We start from the raw sequence: 13,222 nt of genomic DNA on the forward strand, positions 1-13,222 counted from the left end.
GCTGCCTACCTGCAACTCCAATGACTTTGGGTATATCATTGAGCTAGAAAAATAAAAAAGGGCGCTGATGATAAGTCAGTGCCCTTTTTGTTGCTCAGCGTTAGCCGCTAGTGCGCACCGCCGCCGCCACCGGAGGTAAAGGGTGGCTTGGCAAACCACACCAGCGCCAGCAGCAGCAGGAATACCCCCGCCGAGAGCCAGAAGATCTCATTTGCTGAGATAATCAGCCCCTGATTGGTAATTTCCCGTGCCAGATAAGCCGAGGCTTGTTGCTGATTCATCCCCAGTTTTTCCAACTCCTGATACATCAATGTCGCATTCGGGTTGAACGGGTTAACAAACTCGGTCAGTTGCGAATGGTGCATCGATTCTCTTTGCGTCCAGAGCGTCGTGGTGATGGAGGTACCAATCGATCCCGCCAAGGTTCGCAGGAAGTTAGACAAACTGGATGCTGCGGCCATGCGCTCTGGCGGCAAGCCAGATAACGTAATGGCGGTCAGTGGCATAAAGAAGCAGGCAATAGCAAAGCCTTGCACAAATTGTGGCCACGCCGATGCACCAAAATCCATTCCCGGTTCGAATGTGTAAGCCCGCCAGTAGAAACATACCGCATACATAATGAAGCTGAAGGTGACTAACTGTCGCATATCAATTCGATGAGAGAAGCGGCCAATGATCGGTGATAACAGCACCGGCAATATGCCTACCGGCGCAGATGCCAAGCCAGCCCAGGTGGCGGTGTAGCCATATACCTCCTGTAGTAGTTGTGGCAGCAAGACAATAGCGCCAAAGTACAACATATAGGCCAGGCTGATACACAAGCAACCAATGGTAAAGTTTCTCGATTTGAATAACGAGAGATCAATCACTGGGTGGTCGTCGGTTAGTTCCCAGACTATCAAGAAGGTAATGGCAATCACGGCAATGACCGTCAGGACGATAATCTCGGTCGAGTTAAACCAATCCAGCTCCTTACCTTGGTCAAGCATGATTTGTAACGCGCCGATCCCAACCACCAATAGCACCAGCCCCACCGTATCAATGGGTTTGATTTCAGTTTTGGTCTCACGCCCTTTTAAGGTACTGCCTGCGACCAAAATAACCACCAGCCCGATAGGGATGTTGATAAAGAAGATCCAGCCCCAGTGATAGTTATCGCTGATATAACCGCCGAGGATCGGCCCAAATATCGGGGCCACGACAATTGTCATCGACCACAATGCCAAGGCCATACTTCGCTTGGCTGGCGGATAATTATTCAGTAACAGGCTTTGCGATAGCGGAATCAATGGCCCTGCGACCAACCCCTGAATCACCCGGAAGAAGATAAGCATCCCCAAGCTGTTGGAAATACCACACAACCATGAAGCCAGAGCAAATAGTCCGGTTGCCCACAGGAACAGGCGCACTTCACCAATGCGCTTGGCCAGCCAGCCGGTGATGGGGATCGAAATAGCATTTGCCACCCCGAACGAAGTAATAACCCAAGTGCCTTGCGAATTGGATGAGCCTAAATCACCGGCAATAGTAGGAATAGCCACGTTTGCAATGGTGGAGTCCAACACCTGCATGAAGGTTGCTAATGATAGCGCGACCGTCATCCAGGCGAGTTGGGCACCCTCAAGCGGTTTTTGTGCCACAGAGGCCTCCGGCGCGCTTAACTTGCATTTGCATCAACATTAACCCGCATTCGCATGAACAATGTCGCTAATCATTTGATTAACCGGTGCTAAATCCAGTGACAGCGCGTTAGTTACAAATGCAGGTTCTTTACGCACATTTTGTGCCAGCACTTGGCCGTCGGTATTGGCGGTATCCACTCTAACCGTGGTAGACAGGCCAATACGCAGCGGATGTTCAGCCAGTTGTTTGTTATCCAGTTCGATACGGACTGGCAGGCGCTGAACCACTTTAATCCAGTTACCGGTGGCATTTTGCGCCGGTAACAGTGAGAAGGCGCTGCCGGTCCCCATGTCCAGACCAACCACTTTCCCCTGATAAACCACGTCATCACCATAGAAATCAGTTATGACTGTGGCGCTTTGGCCAATGCGCATATTCGCTAACTGTGTCTCTTTAAAGTTAGCGTCAACCCACATCTGGTTTGCCGGGATAACTGCCATTAATGGCGCGCCATTGGCAATTTCAGCACCCACTTGCACACTGCGGCGTGAAACAAAACCGTCTACCGGGCTGACAACTTTGGTCCGTTGCAAGGAGAGCCAGGCATCACGTAACTTGGCCGCAGCCTGCTCGACAGCCGGTTGTTTTTCCAATGGGGTATTTAAAACCAATGCCTGATTGGCATTGTATTGTGCAATCGCAACATCCAGCGAAGCCTGTGCGGCATCGACGGCATCACGGGCGTGTTGCAGCTCTTCACGGCCAATGACATTAGCCGAACCGAGCACCACACGGCGTTGTAGGTCATTTTGTGATTTACTCAGTTCAGTTTTTTTCAGGGCAATATTCGCCTGATACTGCTTACTGTTAATCATGAGCTGGTGGGTTTGACGCACACTGTTAGCCAGTGCGGTTTTTGCCTGCTCAAACGCCTGTTCGGCATCAGTTGGGTCAAGAGCCAGCAGTACATCGCCACTTTTAACAAAATCTGTATTTTCGAAATTGACACTGACTACGCTGCCGGGAACCTGCGACATGATCTGTATCTGGTTGCCTGAAATATAAGCATTATCAGTCTCTTGATGATGACGTAACACCAAGAACCAATAAATAAAATAGGCCACGCCAAGGATGATAAAAATAACCGTCAGGAGAAGAAGTATGCGTTTACGTTGCTTCTTCTTGTTCTGCGGTTGTTGCGGGATTTGAGCTTCCGCGCTTGTACTCATGGTCTTCCCCACATTTTATATTGTTTTATTTTGTGAACCCTCATTGACCGGGGCCTGATGACCACCACCCAATGAACGGATCAAACTAATCTTGGCCTGCAATAAATGGTTGCTGGCGCTAAGTTCCGATTGTTGCTGTTGTAGATATTGTGATTCGGTTACCAACAGCTCATCACTGCCGATAATCCCAGTTTTATAACGGACGTTGGGCTGCAATATCCGGGTATTAGCCGAGTAAATCAATCGTCAGTTCAGCCCTTAAAAAATGGCGAACAAAGGCGTGAGTCTCCAGCTATGTGGGGATCGCATAGTTGTTTACTTGGATCAAGTAATGCGCCTGGATAGATATATTGGAATTACTGCTCCGGTACTTCCATTTGATCTAAACGAGACAGTAATTTGCGCGTCAGCGTTTCAAGCTGTTGCTGTTCGTCAGCGTCTAGGGTTGACCAAAGAAAATGCAGACATTTATGTTGTGGGGGCAGCAGCTGATTCAAAAACTCAACGCCCGCCTCGGTCAGATGCAAATGCAAACAACGGCGGTCATTGTGGCTTTCGCGGCGCTCAATCCAACCTTTCTTTTCCAGTTCGTCAGCAATGCGGGTCGCATTGGTGCGCGAAGAACCCAGTGCCGCACTCAGTTCAGACGGTTGGATACTGCGACTTTCCTGCGCATCCAGCGTAATTAATGCCATAAATAAGGTTTCGTTAATTCCTTGTGCTTTCAGCATCTTGTTGCGATTTTCTAGCAACTTACTGTGCATATGCATACACAAGCGTGTCAGTAGAATTTCCTGATAAGGGAAATCTTTCTGGCGTTTGGCACGAAAATTAAGCATCTGTTCTATAGGACTAAACGAACTTTCCATTATAATGAGCCTCATTAATTTCAAATGGTACAGTAACGATAGTGACTAATAATGTAAACGGTATAATTCGAGAAAAATTTAGCAATTCGTGTTATTCAGTCACTGTTTGTAAGTAATTAGTATTACTAATTGTAAGGTTATTGTGTTTTAGCTCACAATTCAGGCAATCTCTTATCCCAAAATCATGAGCAATTTGAATGTCAGTCCATAGCTGATCGCGCCAAATAACGTGGCGAAGATAATACTGTTGGTTTTATAAAAGCAGCCACAGATAACCAGAAAGCCAATCAGTGTCGGCATGAGTTTCTGCGGGTTATGCATAATTTCTGGTGTACTGGAAACCACCAATAACGCACAGATAGAAGCAATCCCAATGCTGTCCAACAGCAGTGAAACTCTGCCTCGTTGCAGACCCGCTTGTTTACGTGCTGGTCCCAGGCGCAGTGGCAAATAACGAAACAGGTAATTTACCGTCCCCACCACTAACCCAATAATCAGGACATCTGAATTCATGGTGTCGACTCCTGCTCATTATTTTCACTGTGTTCGGTCACCACTTCTGGTGTGGGTTGCAGCAGGGCGGCCAGGCACCCTGCGCCAATTCCGGCCAAAATCGCCACCGGAATAGAGAACAACACGGCGCCGAGCAATGCGCCACTCAGCGAGGCGATAACGGTTAGGCTGTATTGGCGTTTAAATGAGGCCAGCAGAAAGCTCAAGAACAACGCCGGTAACATAAAGGAGAGGGAGGCCTCAATAGCGGGATAATTCTCCAACGGGCCATTGCCAAACATGGCACCGATTGCGGTACCTGCCACCCAAGATAGCCAAGAGGTAAACGCGATACCGAGCATCCAGTTTTCGCTCCAGCGTCGCTCTTCTTTCATTAACTTGGTGGTGGCAGCAGCAAACACTTCATCGGTCAAACCAAATGCCCACAGCGCGGTTTTTTTACCGGATAATTTGGTCAGAATACGGTGTTTGAGTGCCGGTCCATACAAGATATGACGGATATCCATTGCCATCACGGTTAAGGCGGAAACCCATAATGACATCCCGGCGCTGAGCAGGGCGGTAATAACGAATTGGCTGGCACCGGCATAAATGATGCAAGAGAAGAAAATACCTTCCAGCGGGGTAAAACCCAGTTTTACCGAACTCAGACCAAAGGCGAAGGCGACGGGTAAATAGCCGATAACGATAGGCAGGCTATCGGTAATGCCCTCCGTAAAGGTGGCGGTTGACCGGGTAGCTGGCGGAGAGTCGGTGATTTGGCTTGGCATAAGATCTTTGGGTTACAGGGCAAAATAACAAGTTAGGTAACATTACCAGAGTGGTAATTTTCTTAACACCCTATAACCCAAATTTATATCTGCATTGATTATTAGTTAGCTAACTAATTAAGGTCACTCAACGGGTTGATTAGCGGGAGGATCAAAGCGTTTACCGGCCAGCCACGTCGTAATATTTAGTATGCACAGCACCAAACCGGCCATTGCCACACCATACCAGCCGGCATGTTGGTATGCTGCTGCTGAAATCAGCGAACCTAACGCCCCGCCGATAAAGTAAGTGGTCATATAACCGGCGGTTAAGCGATTTCTGGCTTCCGGCATCATGCGATATATCACGCTCTGATTGGTGACATGCACCCCCTGAACCGCCAGATCCAACACCACAATGCCGATAATCAGCGCGATGATGGAATGCTGCCCCAGGGCGATAGGTATCCAAGACAACAGCAGTAATCCCAAACCAACACTGGTGGTGATGCGGGCTTTACCTTTATCCGCCAATTGGCCCGCTTTGGTCGCCATCAACGCGCCAGCAGCACCGACCAGGCCAAATAGCCCGATAGTAGCTTCTGAGTAGCCGAAGGGGGGAGAAGCCAGTAAGAAGGCCATCGACGTCCACAACACACTAAAGTTGGCAAACGAGAGCGCGCCGAGCAAGGCACGGGTGCGCAGCACGGGTGTGCGAATAAACAGCGAGAATATTGAACCAAGCAGCTGGCCGTAATTTAAACCGGTATGTTGTTTATAGCGCGGCAGGTAGCGCCACAATACCAATGCCATGACGAACATCAGCGCGCTGGCGACCCAATAAATGGTGCGCCAACCGCCAATGGAGGCCAGTGCTCCTGCCACGGTTCGTGCCAGCAAAATCCCCAGCAGTAGACCACTCATAATAATACCGACCACCTTACCGCGTTTTTCCGGCGCAGCCAGAGTGGCCGCCAGCGGCACCAGTAATTGTGCCACCACTGAGAACAAACCAGTGAGCGCGGTGCCAACAATCATCATAGTGAGGTTTTGTGACATTGCGGTAATCAGCATGCCGCCAGCAGCCAGCAAGGTCATGCCCACAATCAGCCCACGGCGTTCAAACATATCCCCTAGCGGCACCAGGAACATTAATCCCACAGCATAGCCCAACTGGGCCGCAGTAACGATAAATCCAGCTTGATTGACCGAGAGATTAAAGGCTTGTGCGATGGTTTCCAGCAGTGGCTGGGCATAGTAGTTGCTGGCAACAGCCAGTCCGGTTGCGACCGACATCAACACGATCAATGCCGGACTTAACCCGGAGTTTTCAGCTTTTTGTGTCATAAGGAATTATTCTGAATTGATAAGAGCGACAGTATTAGATAATTAGGAATGATAAACCAAGGGATAAATTTTATCTCAGTTCAGATCGGGTTTTAGTTGATACTCGATCGGTGATCACTTTGCTTCAACCAAGCAGGCTAATCGAACCGTGGCCGACTCGCTGGCGAATGACAGATAGCACTCAGCATGAAAATTATCTTATTACTGCGGTGGGCTTGTGTGCTATTTTCCGCAAAAATGCTTATGCTGAAACGATAGTTTCATTGGCCGGAGAAGGGTATGAAACAGATTGATGAACGTTTGCGGGCGCATTATGCACAGTTGACCCCGCAGGAGCAGCGCGTTACTGATTTTATTTTTGATCATTTTGACGACCTGATTAGCTATAACAGTGCTGAATTGGCGCGCTTGAGTGGGGTGTCTAAGGCCACGGTTAGCCGGCTGTTTAAGCGCTTGGGGTACGCCAGTTATCGGGAAATGCGTGAAGAAGTACGCACCTTGCGTCAAAGCGGTATGCCATTGACCGATAGTCGTGATGCGGTACAAGGGAACACCTTGCTGGCGCGCCACTATAAGCAAGAAATGGCGAATTTAACGCATTGGGTGAGTCAGTTGGATAGCCGTCAGTTAGCCGAGGTTATCGATGCGATGATACGTGCGCCGCGTATCTTATTATTGGGGCTACGAAACAGTTACCCGGTTGCTCTGCATTTACGTCAACAGTTGTTGCAGGTGCGCCAGCACGTGCAGTTGGTGCCACAAGCGGGGCAGACGCTGGCAGAGGAGTTGGTGGATGTCACGCCGCGTGATTTAGTTATTGTGGTGGCATTTCGCCGCCGGCCAAAAGTTATCCGCGAGATCCTGCTACAAATGCAGGTACAAGGCGTGCCGACGCTGCTGATTTGTGAGCCGCAAGCTCAGTCAATATTGCCGTTAGCACGTTGGCGGTTGACTACGCCGCTCGACAGCGTATCGGCTTTTGATAGCTACTCTTCGGCCATGAGTCTGGCAAATTTACTGAGTAATGCTTTATTGCATGAAATGCTCGCACAGGGCCGTCAGCGAATTCATCAAATCGCTGATTTATATGATGATTTAGGAGAGTTAGAGCAACGGTAGTTTGTTCGCCATATAGGTCAAAAGGCTATCGTTTAGTTCAGTGTCCGAAGGGGTAACACTCTTCTGGCTGTTGCGACAGCTTATGTCACTTTCACCTCCCGGCGGCGCGCTAACGCCTTCTTTTTATCAATTAATGCACTTTTGTGGTGCATTTTGATTGTTGATTTGCACCTTGATTGTGAGTCTCTCTCTTCGATTTATTCCTTGTGATTCGTGTAGTGAGCCTAAATATGGGCCTCTCGTCATAGGTTATCATTGGCATAGTAGTTGCAACGATGGTTTCAGTATTTGCTTTTAAAGAACCCATCGTTTCATTACTGAGTTATTGGAGATATGCTATGAACATGAAAAAGCGGATGTTGGCCTTGCTGGGTGCTGCACTGATATGGGTTCAGGCTCCTTCGGTGTTAGCCGATCAGTTAGAGCAAATTCAGCAGCGTGGTGTGTTGCGGGTCGCCGTTCCACAGGATTTCCCGCCATTTGGCTCGGTTGGTACGGATCTTCAGCCGCAGGGTTATGACATCGACATGGCACATTATTTGGCCGATAAGATGAAACTAAAGTTGCAACTGGTGCCGGTGACCAGTGCCAACCGAGTGCCTTATCTGCAAACGGATAAAGTGGATTTAGTGATTTCCAGCTTGGGTAAAAATCCTGAACGGGAAAAAGCTATCGCATTTAGCCGTGCCTATGCACCGTTTTTCTTGGGTGTATTTGGTGCTAAAGACGATGCACTGAAGCAACCAGAACAATTGGCAGGTAAAACGGTGGGGGTAACCCGTGGTGCAGTGGAAGATATGGTGCTGAGTGAGTTAGCCCCTAAAGATGCTCAGATTAAACGGTATGAAGATAACAACACTACGCTGTCAGCCTACCTGTCTGGTCAGGTGAATTATTTGGCGACGGGCAATTTGGTGGTCAGTGCACTGGTTCGCCAGAATCCAACCCAGGCACCGGTGGCGAAGTTTATGCTGAAAGATTCACCGTGTTATATCGGTTTGCGTCAGGGAGAAACGGCTCTGAAAGCCAAAGTGGATGCACTGATTGGGGAAGCATTGCAGGATAACACGCTAAATGGTTTGTCCGAGAAATGGTTGAAGGCGCCGTTACCGGCTGATTTGGGTGCATAACAGGAGTTGGCTATGACCTATCAGCTTAATTTCTCTGCTTTGTGGCCTTATCTGCCTGAACTATTGTCGGGCCTGTTGACCACCATTGAGCTGACGGCTATGGCCACCCTCGGCGGTATTGCGCTGGGGATAGCGGGAGCCGCAATTCGCTGTGGTGATAGGGTTATATTGCGCCGGATATGGGGCGGTTATGTAGAAATTGTGCGTAATACCCCATTCGTGGTGCAACTGTTTTTTATTGTGTTTGGTTTACCGGCACTTGGCTTGAAACTTAGTGCCGGTCAGGCAGCCTTATTGGCGATGACTATCAATCTGGGCGCTTATAGCACGGAGATTATTCGTGCCGGGATTCAAGCCAGCGCTAAAGGCCAGTGGGAGGCGGGGCGGGTATTAGGGTTACGCCGTAGTCAGACTTTTTTCCGCGTGATCCTACCGCCGTCGTTACAGCGCATTTATCCGGCGCTGGTAAGCCAGTGCATTATTGTGATGCTCGGTTCTGCGGTGGTATCACAGGTGTCATTTGAAGAACTGACATTTGCCGCCAACCTGATTCAGTCGCGCACCTTCCTCAGTTTTGAAGTCTATCTGGTGACCACCTTGCTCTATTTGTTGTTAGCCATCGCAATGCGCCAATTACTGCTGGCGGTTGGCCGTCGATTCTTTGGGAGCCATAACTCATGATGTTTACTGACTGGGATATCATCCGTAACTTGTTATTGGCCGCCCGCTGGACGCTGTTACTGTCACTAACGGCCTTTTTTGGCGGCACATTAGTGACATTACCATTGATGTTGATGCGCTTGAGTCGTTGGTGTTGGGCAGCTCGTTTTGTCCGTCTATATACCGAATTGTTTCAGGGTACGCCGTTGCTGATGCAACTGTTTCTGGCCTTCTTCGGCTTAGCGCTGTTGGGTATTGATGTTAGCCCGTGGGCGGCTGCGGCGATGGCTTTGACACTGTTTACCAGTGCCTTTCTGGTGGATATCTGGTGTGGCAGTATTGCAGCGTTGCCGAAAGGCCAGTGGGAGGCCTCCCGCTGTCTGGGTCTGAGTTTCAGCCAGACGTTATTGCGGGTGATTGTGCCGCAGGCGATGCGTATCGCAATTGCACCGACCGTGGGTTTCTCGGTGCAGGTTATCAAGGGCACAGCACTGGCATCGATCATTGGTTTTGTCGAATTAACCAAAGCGGGCACCATGCTCAATAATGTCACTTATCAGCCGTTTAAAGTTTTTGGCTTAGTGGCGCTGGGCTATTTCCTGATGTGTTATCCGTTGTCGCGTTACAGCCATTATCTGGAGAGGAAATTTCATGCCGCTGATCACCATTAATCAGGTTCAAAAATACTATGGCCAGAATCATGTACTTAAAGGCGTAGATCTGGATATCGAGATGGGCGAAGTGATCTCGATAATTGGCCGCAGTGGTTCAGGTAAAAGTACCTTATTGCGTTGTATCAACGGGCTGGAGGGATATCAGGACGGCAGTATCAAGTTGGGCGGTATGACGGTAACGGATCGTGATTCGCAGGCGCGGGAGATTAGCCGCTCGGTAGGCATGGTGTTCCAGAGTTTTAATCTGTTCCCACATATGACAGCGTTGGAGAATGTGATGCTGGCACCGCGTCGGGTACTGAAAAAGAGCACGACCGCGTGCCGTGAACTGGCGGCGTTGATGCTGGAAAAAGTTGGGCTGGCCGACCGGCTCGATTATTACCCGGCTAATCTTTCCGGTGGGCAGCAGCAGCGTGTGGCGATTGCCCGTGCGCTGGCGATGCAGCCGAAGGTATTGCTGTGCGATGAGATCACCTCGGCTTTGGATCCTGAGTTAGTGGGGGAAGTGTTGAAAGTCCTCGAACAGTTGGCGGCAGAAGGTATGACACTGATTCTGGTGACCCATGAGATGAATTTTGCCCGTGAAGTGGGTGACCGGGTGGTGTTTATGCATCAAGGGCGGGTGTGGGAGCAGGGCGAAAGTCGCGCCTTATTTGCTAATCCACAAACTACTGAATTAAAACAGTTTATATCATCGGTCCGTGGTTTGTAGGCCACATTTCACTGAATTATTTAAGGATGGAGATTTTCTATGTCGGCAATAAACCCTAATCCGCTGTTTTGTCAGATTAACCCACCGGCACGGTTGCTGATGGGGCCGGGGCCGATCAATGCCGATCCCCGGGTATTGCGGGCGATGGCCAGTCAGTTGATCGGGCAATACGATCCGGCGATGACAGAGTATATGAATCAGGTGATGGCGCTATATCGTGGGGTTTTCCGCACTGAGAATCAGTGGACGATGTTGATCGATGGCACCTCTCGTGCGGGTATTGAGGCGGTTCTGCTGTCGGCCATCCGCCCTGGCGATAAAGTTCTGGTGCCGGTTTTTGGCCGTTTTGGTCACTTATTGTGTGAAATTGCCCGCCGTTGCCGGGCCGAAGTCCACACTATCGAGGTGGCGTGGGGCGAGGTATTCAGCCCAGAGATGATTGAAGATGCTATCAAGAAAGTACACCCACGGCTGCTATTGACGGTGCAGGGCGATACGTCAACCACCATGTTGCAGCCGCTGGCTGAGTTGGGCGAGATCTGTCGCCGCCATCAAGTGTTGTTTTATACCGATGCGACTGCATCGCTGGGGGGGAACCTATTGGAAACTGACGCCTGGGGGTTGGACGCAGTATCTGCCGGGTTGCAAAAGTGCCTTGGCGGGCCATCAGGCAGTGCTCCGGTGACCCTCAGCCCACAATTCGCTGAGCAAATTCGGCGGCGCAAATGTATTGAGCAGGGGATCCGTACTCAGGATCATGCTGATGGCGACGAAGAGATGATCTATTCCAATTACTTTGATTTGGGCATGATCATGGATTATTGGGGGCCGGAGCGCCTGAATCATCATACCGAAGCCACCAGTATGCTGTTTGCGGCACGGGAATGCGCACGAGTAATACTGGAAGAGGGATTGGATAACGGTATTGCCCGTCATGCTTTGCATGGTGCAGCGTTGTTGGCGGGCATTCAGGGAATGGGGCTGGCGGTGTTCGGTGATATGAAGCACCGCATGAACAATGTGTTGGGGGTGGTTATTCCGACCGGTGTTCCTGGTGAGCAAGTGCGGCAACTGATGCTAAATGATTTTGGTATCGAGATTGGTACCTCATTCGGGCCGCTAAATGGCAAAATTTGGCGCATCGGCACTATGGGATATAACGCGCGTAAAGATTGTGTGATGCAAACGCTGGTGGCATTGGAGGCGGTATTAAACCGTTTAGGTTTTGCCACGGTTCAGGGCAACGGATTGCAAAGCGCGTGGAATGTCTATCAAGCTGAGAGTGATAAACCGGCTATTGATCCACTAAACGGAGCGAACTGATGGCTGTTACCCTGCCGGATGCCGAGGCAGAGCAGGCTGCATTACGGGTCTTGGCCCGTTGTGATGTGCTGGCGGCAATCAGTGAATCAGCGGATGCGCTGACGCGGGTGTACCTGTCTTCTGAACATTTGCGGGCAAATCAGCAAGTGGGTGAATGGATGCAGGCGGTCGGGATGCGCGTGTGGCAGGATGCAGTTGGTAATATTTGCGGCCGTTATGAAGGGCTGCAACCTGATGCGCCGGCCCTATTGTTAGGCTCTCATCTTGATACGGTGCGCAACGCCGGCCGTTACGATGGCATGCTAGGTGTATTAAGTGCGCTAGAAGTGGTGGGGTATTTGTATCGTCAGCAGCAGCGGCTGCCGGTGGCCATTGAGGTGATTGGTTTTGCCGATGAAGAGGGTACGCGCTTTGGTATCACCCTGCTGGGTAGTAAAGGTATCACTGGGCGCTGGCCGGCCGATTGGTTGAGTAAAACCGATGCTGAGGGTGTCAGTGTGGCGCAGGCCATGGAGAATCTTGATTTTGACCCGGCGGCTATTGTCAGTGCGCGACGTGAGGTGAGTGATTTTTGTGCTTATCTGGAGCTGCATATTGAACAGGGGCCGTGTTTAGAAAAGGCCGATTTGGCATTGGGTGTGGTGACGGCAATCAATGGCGCGCGCCGTCTGAATTGCCGATTTATTGGCTTAGCGGGCCACGCTGGTACGGTGCCGATGGGGCAGCGGCAAGATGCATTGGCCGGTGCTGCGCAATGGATTGGTGCCGTTGAACAGTTGACTGCTTGCTATGGTGAACATTTAGTGGCGACAGTTGGAACACTCAGTTGTTCGCCAGGTGCTGTGAATGTGATTGCCGCAGAGGTGGTTCTGACGCTGGATATTCGTGGCCCGCAAGACTGTCACGTGGACCAGTTACTGGCCAGCTTGTTGGCGCAGGCGCAAGTGATAGCAGCACAGCGCGGCCTGACTTTTTCATCAGAAGAGTTTTACCGTATCAGTGCTACCGAATGTGATATGGCTTTGCGCCAGCGAATCAACGCCAGTATTGATCGGGTACAGGGGCGCTCATTATTGCTGCCCAGCGGTGCGGGGCATGATGCCATTGCTGTTGCTGAGTGCTGGCCAGTAGGGATGTTGTTTGTGCGCTGCAAAGGAGGGGTAAGCCATCATCCTGATGAATCCGTCATGCATAGTGATATTGCGCTAGCCATTCAGGCTTATCTGGAAACGGTGCTATCCTGGCAGCGGGTTTAATACACTTGGGGAGCACTT

General features: G+C 50.4%; 13 protein-coding genes and 1 pseudogene. 7 read left to right on the forward strand and 7 right to left on the reverse strand.

What is annotated here, in order from left to right; all coding sequences use genetic code 11:
* Window positions 1-107: 107 nt before the first annotated feature.
* The 7 genes and pseudogenes from emrB to Q2T72_RS04975 form a co-directional block, all read right to left on the reverse strand.
* The gene (gene emrB, locus Q2T72_RS04945) at window positions 108-1,640 is read right to left on the reverse strand and encodes a multidrug efflux MFS transporter permease subunit EmrB (RefSeq protein ID WP_083160195.1); all 1,533 of its coding nucleotides are present in this window, start codon (window positions 1,638-1,640) and stop codon (window positions 108-110) included.
* A gap of 39 nt (window positions 1,641-1,679) precedes the next feature.
* Window positions 1,680-2,852 carry a multidrug efflux MFS transporter periplasmic adaptor subunit EmrA gene (gene emrA, locus Q2T72_RS04950; RefSeq protein ID WP_083160193.1) on the reverse strand — a complete coding sequence of 391 codons (1,173 nt, stop codon included), beginning with the start codon at window positions 2,850-2,852 and terminating at the stop codon, window positions 1,680-1,682.
* 15 nt (window positions 2,853-2,867) lie between these two features.
* Window positions 2,868-3,059: pseudogene (locus Q2T72_RS04955) on the reverse strand (transporter); the annotation flags it as partial.
* Between the two features lie 149 nt (window positions 3,060-3,208).
* The gene (gene mprA, locus Q2T72_RS04960; protein ID WP_083160191.1) at window positions 3,209-3,721 is read right to left on the reverse strand and encodes a transcriptional repressor MprA; all 513 of its coding nucleotides are present in this window, start codon (window positions 3,719-3,721) and stop codon (window positions 3,209-3,211) included.
* Window positions 3,722-3,892: 171 nt separating this feature from the next.
* Entirely contained in the window at window positions 3,893-4,234 is a 342-nt protein-coding gene (gene ygaH / locus Q2T72_RS04965; protein ID WP_083160189.1) for an L-valine transporter subunit YgaH, read from the reverse strand.
* On the reverse strand, window positions 4,231-5,004 hold the full coding sequence (locus Q2T72_RS04970; protein ID WP_372568736.1) for an AzlC family ABC transporter permease: 774 nt from the start codon (window positions 5,002-5,004) through the stop codon (window positions 4,231-4,233). The genes ygaH and Q2T72_RS04970 overlap by 4 nt, the downstream gene beginning before the upstream one ends.
* A gap of 123 nt (window positions 5,005-5,127) precedes the next feature.
* Complete coding sequence (locus tag Q2T72_RS04975; RefSeq protein WP_102970463.1) at window positions 5,128-6,330, reverse strand: MFS transporter; 1,203 nt, start codon at window positions 6,328-6,330, stop codon at window positions 5,128-5,130.
* A gap of 279 nt (window positions 6,331-6,609) precedes the next feature.
* On the opposite strand from Q2T72_RS04975, the gene Q2T72_RS04980 reads away from it, so the two are divergent.
* From Q2T72_RS04980 to hpxK, 7 genes are all read left to right on the forward strand, one after another.
* Window positions 6,610-7,449, forward strand: coding sequence for a MurR/RpiR family transcriptional regulator (locus Q2T72_RS04980; RefSeq protein ID WP_083160185.1), 840 nt, complete (start codon window positions 6,610-6,612; stop codon window positions 7,447-7,449).
* 338 nt (window positions 7,450-7,787) lie between these two features.
* The gene (locus Q2T72_RS04985; protein ID WP_083160183.1) at window positions 7,788-8,579 is read left to right on the forward strand and encodes a transporter substrate-binding domain-containing protein; all 792 of its coding nucleotides are present in this window, start codon (window positions 7,788-7,790) and stop codon (window positions 8,577-8,579) included.
* Window positions 8,580-8,591: 12 nt separating this feature from the next.
* On the forward strand, window positions 8,592-9,260 hold the full coding sequence (locus Q2T72_RS04990) for an amino acid ABC transporter permease (RefSeq protein ID WP_083160181.1): 669 nt from the start codon (window positions 8,592-8,594) through the stop codon (window positions 9,258-9,260).
* A complete protein-coding gene (locus Q2T72_RS04995) occupies window positions 9,257-9,910 on the forward strand; it encodes an amino acid ABC transporter permease (protein WP_372558134.1) in 654 nt (217 codons plus the stop codon). The genes Q2T72_RS04990 and Q2T72_RS04995 overlap by 4 nt, the downstream gene beginning before the upstream one ends.
* A complete protein-coding gene (locus Q2T72_RS05000) occupies window positions 9,891-10,625 on the forward strand; it encodes an amino acid ABC transporter ATP-binding protein (RefSeq protein WP_083160177.1) in 735 nt (244 codons plus the stop codon). Before Q2T72_RS04995 ends, Q2T72_RS05000 begins: the two co-directional genes overlap by 20 nt.
* Window positions 10,626-10,664: 39 nt before the next feature.
* Window positions 10,665-11,948 carry an alanine--glyoxylate aminotransferase family protein gene (locus Q2T72_RS05005; RefSeq protein ID WP_102970462.1) on the forward strand — a complete coding sequence of 428 codons (1,284 nt, stop codon included), beginning with the start codon at window positions 10,665-10,667 and terminating at the stop codon, window positions 11,946-11,948.
* The gene (hpxK, locus tag Q2T72_RS05010) at window positions 11,948-13,204 is read left to right on the forward strand and encodes an allantoate amidohydrolase (RefSeq protein WP_372568737.1); all 1,257 of its coding nucleotides are present in this window, start codon (window positions 11,948-11,950) and stop codon (window positions 13,202-13,204) included. The genes Q2T72_RS05005 and hpxK overlap by 1 nt, the downstream gene beginning before the upstream one ends.
* The last annotated feature ends 18 nt before the right edge of the window (window positions 13,205-13,222 follow it).

The sequence above is a fragment of the Yersinia sp. 2466 StPb PI genome, assembly GCF_041538325.1.
Taxonomy (GTDB): Bacteria; Pseudomonadota; Gammaproteobacteria; order Enterobacterales; family Enterobacteriaceae; genus Yersinia; species Yersinia enterocolitica_E.